The organism is Streptomyces sp. DH10, assembly GCF_029813805.1.
Classification (GTDB): domain Bacteria; phylum Actinomycetota; class Actinomycetes; order Streptomycetales; family Streptomycetaceae; genus Streptomyces; species Streptomyces coeruleofuscus.
This window is the reverse complement of sequence record NZ_JARVKU010000039.1, coordinates 33,618-49,467: the sequence shown is the minus strand read 5'-3', so window position 1 is coordinate 49,467 and position 15,850 is coordinate 33,618. Positions and strand designations below refer to the sequence as shown.

Annotated in this window: 15 protein-coding genes; 12 read left to right on the top strand and 3 right to left on the bottom strand. The window is 71.5% G+C overall.

Going from position 1 to position 15,850, the window contains the following annotated elements; translation table 11 throughout:
- The first annotated feature begins 279 nt into the window (after nt 1-279).
- The 3 genes from QC385_RS42080 (at nt 280) to QC385_RS42070 (ending at nt 1,997) form a co-directional block, all read left to right on the top strand.
- A complete protein-coding gene (locus QC385_RS42080; RefSeq protein WP_279546695.1) occupies nt 280-699 on the top strand; it encodes a phage holin family protein in 420 nt (139 codons plus the stop codon).
- Nucleotides 696-1,091: a DUF3618 domain-containing protein gene (locus QC385_RS42075; RefSeq protein ID WP_279546694.1), complete on the top strand. Its 396-nt coding sequence runs from the start codon at nt 696-698 to the stop codon at nt 1,089-1,091. The genes QC385_RS42080 and QC385_RS42075 overlap by 4 nt, the downstream gene beginning before the upstream one ends.
- A gap of 219 nt (nt 1,092-1,310) precedes the next feature.
- On the top strand, nt 1,311-1,997 hold the full coding sequence (locus tag QC385_RS42070; protein WP_279546693.1) for an antibiotic biosynthesis monooxygenase: 687 nt from the start codon (nt 1,311-1,313) through the stop codon (nt 1,995-1,997).
- Nucleotides 1,998-2,053: 56 nt separating this feature from the next.
- On the opposite strand, the gene QC385_RS42065 is transcribed toward QC385_RS42070, so the two are convergent.
- On the bottom strand, nt 2,054-3,880 hold the full coding sequence (locus tag QC385_RS42065; protein WP_279546692.1) for an endonuclease/exonuclease/phosphatase family protein: 1,827 nt from the start codon (nt 3,878-3,880) through the stop codon (nt 2,054-2,056).
- Nucleotides 3,881-4,187: 307 nt separating this feature from the next.
- Between QC385_RS42065 and QC385_RS42060 the strand changes: the two genes are divergently transcribed.
- From QC385_RS42060 to QC385_RS42020, 9 genes are all read left to right on the top strand, one after another.
- Nucleotides 4,188-5,606 (top strand): hypothetical protein, encoded by a 1,419-nt coding sequence (locus QC385_RS42060; RefSeq protein ID WP_279546691.1) that lies wholly within the window; start codon nt 4,188-4,190, stop codon nt 5,604-5,606.
- 180 nt (nt 5,607-5,786) lie between these two features.
- A complete protein-coding gene (locus QC385_RS42055; RefSeq protein WP_279546690.1) occupies nt 5,787-7,229 on the top strand; it encodes an alkaline phosphatase PhoX in 1,443 nt (480 codons plus the stop codon).
- A gap of 347 nt (nt 7,230-7,576) precedes the next feature.
- Entirely contained in the window at nt 7,577-9,160 is a 1,584-nt protein-coding gene (locus QC385_RS42050; protein WP_279546689.1) for a TROVE domain-containing protein, read from the top strand.
- Between the two features lie 91 nt (nt 9,161-9,251).
- Nucleotides 9,252-9,893, top strand: a complete 642-nt coding sequence (locus tag QC385_RS42045; RefSeq protein ID WP_279546688.1) for a GntR family transcriptional regulator — start codon at nt 9,252-9,254, stop codon at nt 9,891-9,893.
- A 37-nt stretch (nt 9,894-9,930) separates the two neighbouring features.
- Nucleotides 9,931-10,947: a 1-aminocyclopropane-1-carboxylate deaminase gene (locus QC385_RS42040; RefSeq protein WP_279546687.1), complete on the top strand. Its 1,017-nt coding sequence runs from the start codon at nt 9,931-9,933 to the stop codon at nt 10,945-10,947.
- A gap of 84 nt (nt 10,948-11,031) precedes the next feature.
- The gene (locus QC385_RS42035; RefSeq protein ID WP_279546686.1) at nt 11,032-11,490 is read left to right on the top strand and encodes a VOC family protein; all 459 of its coding nucleotides are present in this window, start codon (nt 11,032-11,034) and stop codon (nt 11,488-11,490) included.
- A gap of 58 nt (nt 11,491-11,548) precedes the next feature.
- Nucleotides 11,549-12,586, top strand: coding sequence for a LacI family DNA-binding transcriptional regulator (locus QC385_RS42030; RefSeq protein WP_279546685.1), 1,038 nt, complete (start codon nt 11,549-11,551; stop codon nt 12,584-12,586).
- A 133-nt stretch (nt 12,587-12,719) separates the two neighbouring features.
- Complete coding sequence (locus QC385_RS42025; protein ID WP_279546684.1) at nt 12,720-13,286, top strand: TetR/AcrR family transcriptional regulator; 567 nt, start codon at nt 12,720-12,722, stop codon at nt 13,284-13,286.
- 34 nt (nt 13,287-13,320) lie between these two features.
- The gene (locus tag QC385_RS42020; RefSeq protein ID WP_279546683.1) at nt 13,321-14,268 is read left to right on the top strand and encodes an alpha/beta fold hydrolase; all 948 of its coding nucleotides are present in this window, start codon (nt 13,321-13,323) and stop codon (nt 14,266-14,268) included.
- Between the two features lie 24 nt (nt 14,269-14,292).
- Here the strand turns inward: QC385_RS42020 and QC385_RS42015 are convergent, their stop codons facing one another.
- Complete coding sequence (locus QC385_RS42015) at nt 14,293-15,501, bottom strand: TerD family protein (protein WP_279546696.1); 1,209 nt, start codon at nt 15,499-15,501, stop codon at nt 14,293-14,295.
- Nucleotides 15,502-15,565: 64 nt separating this feature from the next.
- On the bottom strand, nt 15,566-15,787 hold the full coding sequence (locus tag QC385_RS42010) for a hypothetical protein (RefSeq protein ID WP_279546682.1): 222 nt from the start codon (nt 15,785-15,787) through the stop codon (nt 15,566-15,568).
- Nucleotides 15,788-15,850: the final 63 nt, after the last annotated feature.

Genomic DNA, 15,850 nt, shown 5'->3' with positions numbered 1-15,850 from the left:
GGCGGGCCTCGCGGCGTCCGGTGCGTGCTCTGGGGGTCCCCCCGGCCGGAGGCTGGGGGTCCCCCCGGCCGGAGGCTGGGGGAGTGCCGGGCGGACGCCCGCGTACTGGTTGTACGTGGGTGTTCGCCCGGTGCGGCGAGAGGGCGTGCCGGGCGTCGCGGGGCAGGCGGGACTTTGCGGACACGCCCTAGCCGGGTCGGGCGGCGGGACGTCAGGCAGGGGTAGCGGGGGGAGGGCCGGGTACTCGGGGGTTCCTACTTCGAGAGGAGGCGGAACACCGTGACCGGGACCATCGATCATCGGGCCGTGCACGACGAGCGCCATTCCGTGGGCGAGCTCGTCTCACAGGCCTCGGAGCAGCTCTCCCGGCTCGTCCGGCAGGAAGTCGCTCTTGCGAAGGAAGAGCTGGCCGAGAAGGGCCGGCGTGCGGGGCGTGGCGGTGGGCTGCTCGGTGCGGCCGGTGCCGTCGCTTACGCCGGGCTGCTCGCGCTGGCCGGGACGGGTGTCGCCGCCCTCTCGCTGGTGCTGCCCGTCTGGGCCGCGGCACTCATCGTGACGGGGGTGCTGTTCGTGATCGCGGCCGTGCTGGCCGCTGCCGGCCGGAGCCAACTGCGCCGGGCCGCGCCTCCCACGCCTGAGGAGGCGCTCGGCAGTGTCAGGGCCGATGTCGAGGAGATCAGGGAAAGGGCACATCGATGACGGAAGCGACGGGTGGGGCCAAGGGGCCCGATGAACTGCGCCAGCAGATCGAGCGGACCCGTAGTGAACTCGGCAACACCGTGGAGGAGTTGGCGGGGAAGGCGGACGTGAAGGGGCGTGCGCGGGCTCGGGCGGCCGATCTGCGGGACAAGGCCGGGGCGATGACGGTGCAGTTGCGGAGCAGTGCCGCGCAGGCCGGGCACACGGTGCACGACAAGGCGACACATGCGGGGCCGCGGCCGGTGCGCGATGTCGTCCAGGCCGGGATGCGGCATCCGAAGCCGGTGCTGGTCGCCGGGGCGGCCGCGGGGGCCGCGGTCGTCGCTGTCGAGGTCGTGCGGCGGCGGCAGCAGGTGACGCGCGGACATCGCTGGCAGCGCTGGTACCGCTGAGCGGGGTGCGCCGACGGCATGCGCCAGGCGGGCCGTTCGCGCCTGCGCGGTTGGGGAAGCGGTACGCCGCTCCGCCGGACCGCGCACCCGCCCACCCCAGCACAGACGTTGAGCATCCGGAAGCGCCGGGCTGCCCGACACCCCTCCCTTGACCTCAAGCTTGGTCGAGGTTGAAAGGTGGGGTGCGCAGGCAACCGGCGCTTACGACTGGAGTGTTCAATGAGCCGTCGAACCGAACAGCACCCCGACCTCACCGATCCCCGAACCGGTGCTCCCTTCTTCAGCACCTGGCGGGTCGGTACACCCGAGCGGCAACGGCAGACCGTGGAGGCGATCGGACAGACGTGGGAGCGGCGGCCGTGGCCCACCGGTGATCTGCTGGGATACCACGTCTACGTGGGGCACGACGGGTCCACGCTGATGCACTACTCGCAGTGGAGCGGCGAGCAGGCGTACGAGGCCTTCGTCAAAGTTCATCGGCAGGAGCGGGTCGACGAGGTCGACACCGCCGTGCCGGGGATCGAGAGGGTGGGGATCGCGCGGTACCGGCGGTACGGCCGTCGCGAGCGGGCCGTCGGCGACGTACGGGAGGCGGGACTGATCGTCACCGTGCGGGTCGACTTCGAGGAGGGGGCCGGGGAGCGGCGGGAGGAGTGGGTCGATCTCGTGCTCAAGGCCCTGGCTGACGACCCCGAAGGGCACGCCGGGCTGATCTCCGCTCATTTCCATCTGAGTGCCGATGGCGGGCACGTGCTGAACTACGCCGAGTGGGAGAGCGACCAGGCCTATGACGAGGCCTTGGCGGCTCCCGGGACCGACATGTGGCAGCGGGTGCGGACCTACCCGGGGGTGAAGGGGACGAGCGGGAGCCGGTACCGGCATGCCCTGGGGCTCGTTCCCGGGTGAGTGCGGTGCCGTGGGGCGGCTGGACGCTCTGGTCCAGCCGCCCCACGGCCGACGGGTTACGGCCGGAAGCGCAGGACCTGCGGGTCGTGGTCGCTGATCTGGTCGTTGAACTCCGCGTTGACGTGCACGCTGTCGTACTCGAAGTCACAGTCGCGGCGGATCGACGGGCTGATCAGGATCTGGTCGAGGACCTGGCTGTTGCCCTGGTAGACGTACGAGTAACGCTCGCTCCTGGGCAGCGACTTGATCGCCGACCAGAGTTCGCCCCGGCCCTCCAGGATCCTGGTGGTGCCGGAGAACTCGAAGTCGTTGATGTCGCCCAGGGCGATGACGTCCGCGTTCTTCTGGGTGTCGAGGATGTCCTTGACGAAGGCGTTCACCAGCGTGGCCTGCTGGTGCCGCTGGGTCTCGGAGCTGCGGGCCGGCGGCTGGTACTGGGAGGTCAGGCCCTGGTCGCCGCCCTTGGAGTTGAAGTGGTTGGCGATCACGAAGACCGTGCGGCCGCGGAAGACGAACTCGCCGGCCAGCGGCTTGCGGCTGTTCTTCCAGGCCTCGTCGGCGGGGGCGATCCGGCCGGGGCTGAGCGTCAGGTGCGCCTTGCCGCGGATCTTCGTCACGTCGGTCGCCGTCGTGGCGTCGCCGCCCGCGCGGTCCGTGAAGGAGACCCGCTCCGGGTTGAACAGGAACGCCTGGCGGATGTTGCCGCCGGGCTCGCCGCCGTCGGCCTTGTCGGCCGGGTCGATCGAGCGCCAGTCGTACGTGGGGCCGCCGGCCGCGACGATCGCGTCGATCAGCTTGGCCATGGTCCGGTCGGCGGCGACCGTACCGTCGTTCGTCGCGCCGTTGTTGTCCTGGATCTCCTCCAGGGACACGATGTCCGGCGACTTCAGGTTGTTCACGATCGCGGACGCGTGCTCGGCGAAGGTGTCGTCGGTCGGGTCGAGGTTCTCGACGTTGTAGGTGGCGACCGCGAGTTCCGAGGAGCGCTGCTTGCGCGTCGTCTCGCGCTTCAGGCCCGCGGGCTTGAGCGTGCCGAGTTCGCTCGCGATCAGCGTGTAGCCGCCGAACTGGTTGTAGTCCAGCGGGCCCGCCGTCGTGCCGGTGAGCGTGTCGCCGACGTTCGCCTTCGGGAAGTCCGCCGTCGCGCCGAGGGACTGGATCTGGAGGCGGCCGGTGTTCTGGGCGTCGTAGGAGCCGTAGACCGTGCCGCCGTTGCGGCTGCGGTTCTCGTCCGGCTTCACCGTCACCCAGAGTTCGGTGAACGGGTCGGTGGCGCCCACGACGCGGGTGTCGCTGACGCGGACGGTCATGCCCTCCAGCGCCTCGTAGTGGTCCAGGGCGTACTTCGCGGGCTTGAGGGGCAGGGCGTTGACCGAGCCGTTCGCCGTGGTGTCGCCGGCCGGCGCGTAGGCGGCGGGCACCGACCTCGCGTCGACCGTCGTGGCGGCGGGGAGCCGGTTGCCGCTGGAGACGACCGTGGTCGTCGGCTTGGTGATCTCCGTCAGGGACTGGTTGCCGGAGGCGGTACCGCCGGGGTACTCCGAGACGGTGCCGCCGACCGTGACGGAGTCACCGACGGCGACCCCCTTCGGCGTCGAGCTGGTGAAGACGAAGACGCCTTCGCTGGTCGCCGGGTCGGCGTCCGGGTTCGGATCCTGGATCCAGAACCCGCGGGACGAGCCGTAGGTCCGGATGCCGGTGACGATTCCGGTCACGTCCGTGACCTGCTTGCCGGCGAACGGCGATATCCGGGTGTTGCCCTGGATGTCGTGGATGCGGACCGAGTCCGCGTGTGCGGGAGTGGTGAGGACGATCGTGGATGCCGCGGAGCACGCGGCGGCGACGGTGAGCGCGGCGAGGCGCGCGGACGACTTGCTCGGCAACGGGGTTCCCTCCGGGGACGTGACAGGGCGCCGGGACGAGGGTGGTGCGTGGACTGTCTGCCGCTACCTGTGGGGCGGGCGGCGTGACGCGCGTAGAGAGCGGGGGACTGGCGGGTCTGGTGGGGCCGGCCCGGTGAACAAGTGTCCGCCGACTTCTACGCGCGTCAATCTCCAGCCTGCGCGGGCCACTTGTCAAGGTTTCGGCCATGTACAGCACCTGACGGGGACATGAAGCAGGCGGCATGGGTGTAAATCCGTCTAGGCTGAGCGGCTGAGTCGTATGAGGCGCCGCTAGGAGAAACAGCCGATGTCAGACAGCTCCCCCCTGCCGCCGGTGCGGCTGCACCCCGAAGCGGAGCTGGCGCGCGACGTGCTGTCCACGCCGTTGCTGTCCCGGGCCGCCCGGCTGGCCCGCTGGGCCGGGCCGGAGACCCGGGTCGACGCCGGGGGCGGGCTCGTCGACGAGCAGTTGCCCGCGGCCGCCGAGGTGCTCGGACTGAGCGGGGACGACGCCGCCGCCGACGCCAGTGAGGCGTGGCGGGTGGCGGTGGACACCGGTCTCGTCGAGATCGTCGACGAGGAGGAGGGCACCGTCACGGCGGGCGAGGACCTGGCGGTGCTCACCGGCGGTTCGCCGCAGGACGTGCTGACGGTGTGGCTCGCGGCCCTGGAGGCGGTGCTCGCCGACGCGAGCGTGCCCGACCTGGACGGTCTCGTGGCCGAGGACGGCGACGTCGACCTCTCCGCCCTCGACTGGGACCCGGAGGCCGAGGCCGAGTTCCTCGACGGCGTGCTCGGCAACCTCTACCTGCTGACCGCCGGCGAGGACACCCCCGCCGACGCTCCGGTACCGCTGCCCGCGCTGGCCGCTTCGGTGATCGTGCCCAGCGACATGGGCGAGCCGACCAACGACGTCCTGGAGCAGGTGTCCGACGCGATGATGCGGCTGGACGACCAGTTCCGGATGCTGGAGCCGGTGGGACTCGTGGCCTACCGGCCCGTGGACGAGGCGCTCATGGCCGAGGCCGACGAGGAGCCCGCGGCGCCCGTCGACGACACCGACGTCTCCCGGTACGGCATGGTCCGGCTCACCCCGCTCGGGCTCTACGGCCTGCGGGCCCGGCTGCTGGAAGCCGGGTTCGATGCGCCGGCCGTCGGTGACCTCGCGGACAAGGGAGCCGACGCGCTGCTCGACGGCACGGCGGCGTTCCCGCCCGGTGCTGCGCAGGCCGAGACGGAGCAGTGGCTTCAGCGGCGGGAGTCGCTCGCCGCGGCCCGCGAGCTGCTGGCGGCGGCGCGGGGTTCCGATGCCGGGGCGCCGCTGCGGCGACTGCGGTGTCAGCAGGCCTTGTCGCTGGTCGGGGCCTCGGCCGAGCCCGCCTTGCGGGAGGTGCTCGACGATGCCGAGCTGGGCGGGCTCGCGCGTGTCTGGCTCACCGAGCATGGTGCGGCGGATGTGCCTGCGCCGTCCGAGGCGATGGTGTATTGGCTGACCATCGACACGGTGGCCGCGCAGCTGGCCGCCGAGGGGAACTCCGAGGAGCTGCGGGCGTTGGTCGAAGGGCTCGCGCGGCAGCACGGTGGGTTCTTCGAGGCCGTCTGGCGGGTTGAGCACCCCGCTACGGCTGATGTGCTGGAGGCGATGGGGCGGTTGCATCCGGACAAGAAGGTGGCGAAGGAAGCGCGGAAGGCTGCGTTCAAGGCGCGGTCGCAGCAGGGGGGCTGAGTTCGTATTGCGGGTGTGGGCGCGTTGTGGCTTGTCGCGCCCACGCGGCGGAGCCGCATATGGATACAGTCCCGCGCCCCTTGGTGCGCTGTTCAACCCCTGTTCACGGATGAGCGGGACGGTGTTGCCGAACGAGGTCCGCCACCCTCCACGGCATACCCCCCGTCACAGGAGACACCCATGTCGCTCACCCGCAGGGACTTCGCCAGAACCTCCGCGATCACCGGTGCCGGTGTCGCGCTGGCGGGCAGCGTCGGCGCCCTCGCCACCGCGCCCAACGCCCTCGCGTCCTACGACACCGACAGTGCGGAGGGCGCGGCGGACGCCCGGCACCCGGTCGGCTACGGGCCGCTCGTCCCCGACCCCGAGGGCATCCTCGCCCTGCCCGCCGGCTTCTCGTACCGGATCATCACCTACAGCGGTAGGACGAAGCTGGAGTCCGGTGAGTTCACGCCGTCCAACCACGACGGCACCGCCACCTTCGACGGCCCCCGCGGCACCACCCTGCTCGTCAACAACCACGAGCTGAAGGGCCCGCGCGCCAACTGGAAGTACCCGGTGCCGCTCACCGAGGGCCTCGTCTACGACCCGGCCGCCGCCGGTGGTTGCACGGTCGTCGAGATACGCCCCGACGGACGGGTCGCGGAGTGGGTCGGCATCGCGGGCACCTCCACCAACTGCGCCGGTGGCAGTACGCCGTGGGGCACCTGGCTCACCTGCGAGGAGAACTCCGACAGGGCCGGCGTCAACGGCATGACCAAGGACCACGGCTACGTGTTCGAGGTCGACCCCTCCGACCGGCGCGCCAACCGTGGCCCCAAGCCGCTGAAGTTCTTCGGCCGCTACGACCACGAGGCCGTCGTCATCGACCCCAGGCGCGGCCACGCCTACCTCACCGAGGACGACGACGAGCCCAACGGCCTCTTCTACCGCTGGACCCCGCCCGAGGGCTTCGCGTACGGCCCCGGCAAGTTCCGCGAGCTGGCCGACGACGCCGGTGTCCTCCAGGCGCCCAAGTGCTTCGACTCCGGCGGGAAGTTCGTCGACGACCTGTCCCGCGCCACGAAGACCGGCACCGTCTACGGCGTCGACTGGGTGGACGTGCCCGACCGCGACGCCCGTACGACCCCCGTGCGCAAGCAGTTCGCCGCCGACGAGGTCACCCGCGCCCGCAAGCTCGAGGGCATGTGGTGGGGCGACGGGGGCGCCTACATCGTCTCCTCCTACGCCCGTGAGGAGAGCCCCCTCCAGCACGACGGCCAGGTCTGGTTCTACGACCCCAAGCGCCGCACGCTGACACTGAAGGTGCTGCTCGGTGTGAACCCCGCCCCGTCCGAGGACGGCGCCTTCGACGGTCCGGACAACATCACCGTCTCCCCTTACGGCGGCATCGTCCTGGCCGAGGACGGCGAGGGCGTCTCGCACCTCTTCGGCGCCACCGAGAGCGGCCGCACGTACCCGATCGCCCGCAACGACCTGAACGTCGGCACCGAAGAGGAGCCGGAGTACAGCGAGTTCGCCGGTGTCACCTTCTCGCCCGACGGCAAGACCCTTTACGCCAGCATCCAGGACCCGGGCATCCTGCTCGCCATCACCGGCCCCTGGAAGCGGCAGAAGCGGTAATTAATTCGTTCGCAGTGCCTGCGCTGCGCCTCCTACAGTGAGATCACAACGTCACGCACCTCCCGGTGCGATGGCAGCGGCTACTTCTCTTCCAAAGAATCCGACGCCGCCGCCGACTTGATCTCGGGAGGCGCAGCATGTGGTGGGTGCCCGGTGCGAAGGCAACGGTTACTTCCTGGGATCAGAGGGTTGCGGGTTCGAGTCCCGTCAGCGACTTCGGGTCGCTGTAGCTCAAGTGGGTAGAGCATCTGAATTAGTCCGTCGCCGACTTCTGTCCTCGGGCACCCACCTCTTTTCCTGCATGCAGCGTCTCTCCCGAAACACGAACGAATTCGGGGGAATTCACCATGGCGCGATTCAATTCCAAGGCAGCCCGTGCACGTCCCGTCTCCCGTGTGACCTCCACCGGGCGAGTGCTGCGCACGTACGAGGGCGGCCGGGGCCGCGAGCGTGACGCACGCTCCGAGCTCTTCCTGCTGGCCGTGTCCAACTTCGTTTCGCAGCAGACCTTCTACGAGACCGGCGCCGACCGCGACGACCGCTTCGCGAAGCTCGTGCGCGAACTCGCCGTCACCGACCCGGCGTGGACGGCCGGCCTGCTCGGCTGGCTGCGCGGCGAGGGCAACCTGCGTACGGCCTCCGTCGTCGGCGCCGCCGAGTACGTCAAGGCCCGCCTGGACGCGGGCGCGACCGGCGGCCCGACGGGCCGGCAGGTCGTCGCCTCCGTGCTCCAGCGGCCCGACGAGCCCGGCGAACTGCTCGCCTACTGGACGGCGATGTACGGCCGCAACGTGCCCAAGCCGGTCAAGCGCGGCATCGCCGACGCCGTACGCCGGCTCTACCACGGCAAGGCGCTGCTGAAGTACGACACCGCCTCCAAGGGCTACCGCTTCGGCGATGTCCTCAACCTCGTGCACGCCGCCCCGGACCCGGACAAGCCCTGGCAGGGCGAGCTGTTCCGGTACGCCCTCGACCGGCGGCACCACCCCGACACCGCGGTGCCGCCCGCGTCGGACCGCGTCCTCACCGCCCACCGCGAGCTGATGGCGCTGCCGGTGGCGGAGCGGCGCTCGGTCGTGACCGCCGAGGGCGGTGCAGAGCGGCTGGCCGGGGCCGGGATGACGTGGGAGACGCTGGCGGGCTGGCTCCAGGGGCCGATGGACAAGGCGGCCTGGGAGGCCGTCATCCCGTCCATGGGCACCATGGCGCTCGTGCGCAACCTGCGGAACTTCGACGAGGCCGGGGTGTCCGACGAGGTCGCCGAGCGGGTCGCCGCGCGGATCGGCGACCCGGCGGAGGTCGCGCGCTCGCGTCAGTTCCCCTTCCGGTACCTCGCCGCCTACCAGCACGCGCCGTCGCTGCGCTGGTCGTACGCCCTGGAGCGGGCGCTCGGCCACTCGCTGGCCAACGTGCCCGCGCTGCCCGGCCGGACGCTGGTGCTCGTGGACCGCTCGGGCTCGATGTTCTGGTCGCGGCTGTCCGACCGCTCGGAGCTCAACCGCGCCGACGCCGCCGCGATCTTCGGCACGGCGCTCGCGCTGCGGGCGGAGCGCGCGGACCTGGTCGAGTTCGGCTCGACGAGCGGCCGCGTGAAGTTCCGCAAGGGCGAGTCGGTGCTGAAGATCCTCGACCGCTTCGGCGACCTGGGCGGCACCGACACCACCGAGGCGGTGCGCCGGCACTACCGGAAGCACGACCGGGTGCTGATCGTCACCGACGAGCAGTACACGCACCACCACCGGGGTGACCCGACCGAGCAGGTCCCGGCCGACGTGCCGGTCTACACCTGGAACCTCGCCGGATACCGCGCGGGCCACGGCCCGTCGGGGACCCGGAACCGGCACACCTTCGGAGGCCTGACGGACACGGCTTTCCGGATGGTTCCGCTGATCGAGGCCGCCCGGGACGCCGACTGGCCCTGGGCGGCCTGACGGACCGTGGCCCGCACCGCGAGGGGAGTGCGGGCCACGATCTTGTCCCGGCCCTTGTTCTCACTGAAATTGACATCTAACATTTCAGTTCATGGAGGCCATCCGGCCCGTGCCCCGGACCCTGCTCAGGGACCGGGCGTACGAGGCGATCCGGGACGCCATCGTGGCCGGGGAGATCGAACCCGGCGCGGTGGTGCGGGACGCCGAGCTCGCGGAGCGGCTGGGGCTGTCCCGGGCGCCGGTACGCGAGGCGTTCTCCCGGCTCGTGGACGAGGGGCTGCTGGAGAGCAAGCCGCAGAGCTACACCCGGGTGACCCCGCTCGTGGCCTCCGACGTCAGGGACGCCGCCGCCGTGGTCGGCGCCATGCACGAGCTCGTGACGCGGGTCGCCGTGCCCCGGCTGGGTGCCGCCGACATCGAGGCGATGCGCGCCGCCAACCAGCGGTTCGCCGCTGCCGTCGGCACCGGAGACGTGGACGGAGCCTTGCGCGCCGACGACGCGCTGCACGAGGTTCTCGTCCGGGTGAGCGGCAACCGCGCCGCCGCAGCGACCGTCGCCCGCTACACCCCGCTCATCCGCCGCTTGGAGCGGCAGCGCTTCGGCGAGGGCGGCAGCTGCCGCTCGGCCGGACTGCACGAACGGCTGATCGAGGCCTGCGCGGCCGGTGACGTGGCCGAGGCGGTCCGCGTCACGGCGGAGATCTGGCGAGGGCTCGAAGAGCTCGCCGACTGAGACCGGACCGATACCCATCCCGTCCCCGGGAGGACCCATGTCCCTTTCCTCGTATGCCCGTTACCCCCTGCTCTTCGGGCCCTCACCCGTGCACCCCCTGGAGCGGCTCACCGAACACCTCGGTGGCGCGGCCCTGTGGGCCAAGCGCGAGGACTGCAACTCCGGTGTCGCCTACGGCGGGAACAAGACCCGCAAGCTGGAGTACCTGGTCGCCGACGCGCTCGCGAAGGGCTGCGACACGCTCGTGTCGATCGGCGGGGTGCAGTCCAACCACACCCGGCAGGTCGCGGCGGTGGCCGCCCGGGCCGGGCTCAAGTGCGTGCTGGTGCAGGAGAGCTGGGTGGAGTGGCCGGACGCCGTGTACGACAAGGTCGGCAACATCCTGCTCAGCCGCCTCGCCGGGGCCGACGTACGGCTGGTGAAGGCCGGGTTCGGGATCGGGTTCAAGGAGAGCTGGGAGCAGGCGCTCAGGGAGGTCGAGGAGGGGGGCGGCAAGCCGTACGCCATCCCGGCCGGCGCCTCCGACCATCCGCTCGGCGGCCTCGGCTTCGCGGGGTGGGCGTACGAGGTCGCCGAGCAGGAGCGTGAGCTGGGCGTCTTCTTCGACACCGTGGTCGTGTGCTCGGTGACCGGCTCCACCCAGGCCGGCATGGTCGCCGGGTTCGCCGCGCTGGAGGAGGCGGGCGGGCGGCCCCGGCGCGTGCTCGGCATCGACGCCTCGGCGAAACCCGCCCCGACCCGTGGCCAGATCGCCCGGATCGCGCACAACACCGGGCAGCTCATCGGGCTCGAGCGCGAGTTGACCGAGTCCGACGTCGAACTCGACGAGCGGTACCACGCGGGCACGTACGGCATCCCCGACGAGTCCACCCTGGCGGCGATGCGGCTCGCGGCCCGGACGGAGGGTATGGTCACCGACCCCGTCTACGAGGGGAAGTCCATGGCCGGGATGATCGACCTGGTCTCACGGGGCGAGATCGGCCGCGACTCCACGGTCCTCTACGCCCACCTGGGCGGACAGCCGGCGCTGAACGCGTACAGCGCGCTGTTCTGACGACGCCTGGCCGTGTCCGGGCCAGGAATCAACCGGCCGGCGCGTGGGTTGTCGGGGTCATCCGAACCTCGAAGGAGCCCCCCCATGCCCGACGAACCGGCCGTACGAGAACTCCGCCTGGTCGTGACCGCGGAGGATTACGAGGCGGCGCTGCACTTCTACCGGGACGTGCTCGGCCTGACCGAACAGGGCGCGTTCGCGTCGGAGGACGGGCGGGTCACGATCCTGGAGGCCGGGCGGGCCACCCTGGAGCTGACCGACCCGAACCACGCCGCCTTCATCGACGAGGTCGAGGTGGGGCGGCGGGTGGCCGGGCACGTCCGGGTCGCCTTCCAGGTGGACGACTCCGTCGCCGTCACGGCGAAGCTGGCCGCCGCCGGAGCCGAGGTGGTCGCCGAGCCCACGCGCACCCCCTGGAACTCCCTGAACTCCCGCCTCGAAGCCCCGGGCGCCCTCCAGCTGACGCTCTTCACCGAGCTCGACGACCAGAGTGCTTCTGATGGATCTCCGCGGCGTCGCGGAGATTCGTCAGAAACCCCCTGAAGGGGCCCGCGCGGCCGCCCCTGCCGGGCGGGGTCCCCAGCCGGATAAAGTGCTCAGCATGTGGACCGACGATCAGCGCGCGGAGCCGGGTGCCGAGCGGCCCGACGGTGCCCGGCGCCGGGCCACGATCCACGACGTCGCACGACTGGCCGGGGTGTCACGGCAGACGGTCTCCCGGGCGGTCAACGACAAGGGCGAGATCGACCCGTCCACCAAGGAGCGGGTCCTGGAGGCGGCCCGGCTCCTGGACTACCGGCCCAGCCGGTTCGCGCGCGGACTCGTCCAGAAGGGCGCGGTGACGGCGGGCCTGGTCATCCCGGACCTGCGCAACCCGTTCTTCCCCGAGGTCGCCGCCGGGGTGCTGGAGGCGGCCGAGCAGCGCGGCTGGCAGGTGGTCGTGTGGGACTCCCGGATCGACGAGGCCAGGGAGCGGCAGGCGCTCGACGTGCTCTCCCACCAGGCGGACGCGGTCGTGGGCTACTTCAAGGACCCGGACGACGTCCTCACCCGGCACCTCGGCGGCGTGCCGCTGGTGCTTCTGGAGCGCGGCCCGCAGCAGACCCGGTTCGCCGCCGTGGGCATCGACGCCGCCACCGGAGTCGAGCAGGGCCTGAACCACCTGCTCCGCGCGGGACACCGCAGGATCGGCATGCTGGACGGCGTGCACGGCCCCGGCCCCCGCAGGGTGGCCTTCCTGGAGCAGGTGCGGCGCCTCGGACTGCCGGTCGACGAGGACTGGATCATGGTGTGCCCGGAGCACAGCGTGGCCGGCGGCGAGGCCGGGATGGAACGGCTCCTGGCGGCGCGGCCCGAGATCACCGCGGTCTTCGGCTTCAACGACCTGATCGCGGTCGGGGCGATGCGCACCGCCCACCGTCACGGCCGGAGTGTTCCCGACGATCTGGCGGTGCTGGGCTTCGACGGCCTCTCCCTGGGCGAACTGGTGGACCCCGCCCTGACCACCCTGCACATCGACAAGCGGCAGCTGGGACGGCTGGCCGTGGAGCAGGTGGCCCGGCTGCGCGCGGGCGAGGAGCCGCTGCGGGGCGCGGACGCGTGGGTGGTGCCCGAACTGGTGGTCCGCTCCTCCGCCTGACCGCCCGGCCGTCAGCCGGCGGACCGGCCCCTGGAACGACTGCAGGCGGGTGACCTCCGGTCGCCGGCCGTTCTCGATAGAGTGCGGAGAGGGTCTCCGGTTCTTGAGTCCCCGGTTCGTGAGGAGTGGCTGCATGGCGCAGGTCAGGCCCATGCGGGCGGATGCTCGGCGTAACTACGAGCGGTTGCTGAAGGTGGCCGTGGAGGCCTTCGCCGAGCACGGGGAGGGCGCGTCGCTCGACGACATCGCCAAGCGGGCCGGCGTCGGCTCCGGCACGCTCTACCGCCATTTCCCGACCCGGCACGCGCTGCTGGAGGCCGCGTACCTCGACCGCGTCGAGGCGATCGCGGCCAGGGCCGGCGAACTCGCGGCCGAACTGCCGCCGGGCGAGGCGCTGGTGGAGTGGCTGTACGAACTCGGCGCCGGGATGATGCAGGTGCGCGGCCTGAAGGCGCTGCTGGGCCCGGCCGTCACGGACGGTACGTCGGAGGTGGCCACCGCTTGCGGCGATCCGCTGCGGAACGCCGCCGCGCGGCTGGCCCGGGCGGCACGCCAGGAGGGCACACTGCGGGACGACGTCGAGCCGATCGACCTCCTGCGCCTGGTCCACGGCCTGGCGACGGCGTCGGAACTGGCCGACGGCGAGAGCGACCACATCCGCCGGTACCTGGGGTTGCTGACGGAGGGGCTGCGGCCCTGAGACCTCGGGGCCGTCCCGTTTCGTCGGTCACGGCGTGGGGTACTCCGGCCTGGTTCCGTGCCTGACCAGCCAGGAGGCGAGAAGTATCGACGCCCCGAACCACAGGACAGCACACCGGTACGCCGACATCGACGGGACGCGCGTCTTCTACCGCGAGGCAGGTTACCCCGACGCCCCCGTCGTTCTGCTCCCGCACGGATACCCGTCATCCTCGTTCCAGTACCGGGCCTTCCTGCCTGCCCTCGCCGACCGGTGGCGGCTCGTCGCACCCGACTTCCCGGGTTTCGGCTACAGCGACACCCCGGACCCGGGGGGCTTCTCGTACACCTTCGACGGGTATGCCGACTTCCTCCAGCGGTTCACCGACACGCTGGAGCTCCGGCGGTACGCCCTCTACCTGCACGACTACGGGTCACAGATCGGGCTGCGGCTGGCGATGCGCGCCCCGGAGCGCGTGGCGGCCCTCATCGTCCAGAACGGCGACATCTACGAGGACGAACTCGGCCCGAAGTACGGGGCGCTCAAGGAGTACTGGGCGAACCCGACGCCCGAAGGGCGGGCGCGCCTGTGGGAGGCCGTGACGGAGGAGGGGCTGCGCGAGGAGTTCGTCGGCGAGGTCGACGACCGGCTCGTCGAGAAGATCAGCCCCGATCTGTGGAAGCTGTCCTGGCCGCTGCTGTCCTCTCCGCGGCGCCGCGAGATCATGGTCGGCCTCATGGAGGGCCTCAGGGAGAACCTCGACTGGCTCCCCAGGTACCAGGAGTACCTGCGCAAGCACCGGCCCCCGACGCTGATCGCCTGGGGGCCCCAGGACGGCTACATGCCGGAGGGCGCCGCCCGCGCCTACCTGCGTGACCTGCCGGAGGCCGAGCTGCACCTGCTCGACGGCGGGCACTGGCTGCTGGAGACGCACCTGGAGGAAGTCGTGGCCCTGGTGCGGGACTTCCTCGGCAGGGTGCACACCCAGCAGCCGGCCCCCTAACTGTGCTGTCCCGGGACAGCACACCTAGAGCGACTGAGCCGCCGGCTTCACCATCCCCCTGACCGTGCGGGACTTCACGAAGTCGCCGATCGCCGTCATCTCCCACTCACCGGAGAACTGGCGGATCAGCTTGGCCATCATCACGCCGGTCTGCGGCTCGGCGCTGGTGAGGTCGAAGCGGACCAGTTCCTCGCCGGTCGCGCCGTCCAGGAGGCGGCAGTAGGCCTTGGCGACCTCGGTGAACTTCTGGCCGGAGAAGGAGTTGACCGTGAAGACCAGGCCGGTGACCTCCTGGGGCAGTCGGCCGAGGTCGACCGTGATGACCTCGTCGTCGCCGCCGCCCTCGCCCGTGAGGTTGTCGCCGGAGTGCCGGATCGCGCCGCCCACGATCTGGAGCTTGCCGAAGTAGCAGCTGTCGACGTGGTTGCGCTGCGGCCCGTAGGCGATGACCGAGGCGTCCAGGTCGATGTCCTTGCCGCGGTACGCCGGCTCCCAGCCGAGGCCCATCTTGACCGAGGAGAGCAGGGGGCGGCCGCCCTTGATCAGGGAGACGGTCTGGTTCTTCTGGAGGCTGACGCGGCCCTTGTCGAGGTTGATCTTCCCGGCGCCCGGCGCGGGCGGCGGGGGCGCGGCCGGAGCCGGAGGCGCCGCGGGTGTGGTGACGGGCGGGGCCGGCGGAGCCACCGGCGCCTGCGCCGGGGCCGGCGGCGGGGTCACCGGCTGCTGGGCCGGGGCGGCCGGCTCCTCCACCGAGACACCGAAGTCCGTGGCGATGCCCGCGAGGCCGTTGGCGTATCCCTGGCCGACGGCTCGGGCCTTCCACTGGCCGTTGCGCAGGTAGATCTCCACGATCACCAGGGCCGTCTCGTCACCGAGCTGCGGGGGCGTGAACGAGGCCAGGACGGAGCTGTCGTCCGCGTTGCGGATCGTGGCCGTCGGTTCGATGCCCCGGAAGGTCTGGCCCGCGGCGTCCGGGCTCGCCGTGACGACGATCTTTTCGATGCCCGGGGGGAGGGCCGAGGTGTCGACAATGATCGCGTCGGGCGCGGTGCCGCCGCCCGAGCGGTAGGTCACGCCCGGGCCGGACGGCTGGTTGTAGAAGATGAAGTCGTCGTCGGAGCGCACCTTGCCGTCGGCGGTGAGCAGCAGGCCCGATACGTCGAGCCGCACCGGGGCGGCGACGTCAACCGTCACGCGGGCGGCGGACAGGGGGATGTTCGAGCCGGGGGTCATAGCTGTCATGCCGGGTGAACGATCGAGGCGGTTTTGCCGTTCCCTTACCCTGCGGCCAATCGGGTCAGCGGCGGTTGCGGGGATGGTCGCGGGCCGTGCGTTCGTTGCCCCGCTTGTAGTTCCCGGTCCAGCGGGCCATGACGAGCTGGGGGTCGGAGGCCTCGACCTCGGCGATGAACTGCTCGGCCCGGGGGCCGTTCAGCGTGGTGGCGGGGCGGCCGTGGTGGGTGATGCGGACGGTTCCGCCGGCGTGCTGCTCGTAAGCGAATCCGTGGGGTGGTGGCATGCCGCGAGCGTACGGGGGCGGGGTCAGGCGCCCCACCGAATTTCGCCTGCCCCGCCGCAGCGG

Excerpts from the sequence above, each read along its gene's own strand:
- QC385_RS42075 (WP_279546694.1), top strand. The coding sequence starts at position 696 with ATGACGGAAGCGACGGGTGGGGCCAAGGGGCCCGATGAACTGCGCCAG.
- QC385_RS42035 (WP_279546686.1), top strand. The coding sequence starts at position 11,032 with ATGCCCGACGAACCGGCCGTACGAGAACTCCGCCTGGTCGTGACCGCG.
- QC385_RS42055 (WP_279546690.1), top strand. The coding sequence starts at position 5,787 with ATGTCGCTCACCCGCAGGGACTTCGCCAGAACCTCCGCGATCACCGGT.
- QC385_RS42040 (WP_279546687.1), top strand. The coding sequence starts at position 9,931 with ATGTCCCTTTCCTCGTATGCCCGTTACCCCCTGCTCTTCGGGCCCTCA.
- QC385_RS42050 (WP_279546689.1), top strand. The coding sequence starts at position 7,577 with ATGGCGCGATTCAATTCCAAGGCAGCCCGTGCACGTCCCGTCTCCCGT.
- QC385_RS42010 (WP_279546682.1), bottom strand. The coding sequence starts at position 15,787 with ATGCCACCACCCCACGGATTCGCTTACGAGCAGCACGCCGGCGGAACC.
- QC385_RS42015 (WP_279546696.1), bottom strand. The coding sequence starts at position 15,501 with ATGACCCCCGGCTCGAACATCCCCCTGTCCGCCGCCCGCGTGACGGTT.
- QC385_RS42025 (WP_279546684.1), top strand. The coding sequence starts at position 12,720 with ATGGCGCAGGTCAGGCCCATGCGGGCGGATGCTCGGCGTAACTACGAG.
- QC385_RS42045 (WP_279546688.1), top strand. The coding sequence starts at position 9,252 with ATGGAGGCCATCCGGCCCGTGCCCCGGACCCTGCTCAGGGACCGGGCG.
- QC385_RS42060 (WP_279546691.1), top strand. The coding sequence starts at position 4,188 with ATGTCAGACAGCTCCCCCCTGCCGCCGGTGCGGCTGCACCCCGAAGCG.
- QC385_RS42070 (WP_279546693.1), top strand. The coding sequence starts at position 1,311 with ATGAGCCGTCGAACCGAACAGCACCCCGACCTCACCGATCCCCGAACC.
- QC385_RS42030 (WP_279546685.1), top strand. The coding sequence starts at position 11,549 with ATGTGGACCGACGATCAGCGCGCGGAGCCGGGTGCCGAGCGGCCCGAC.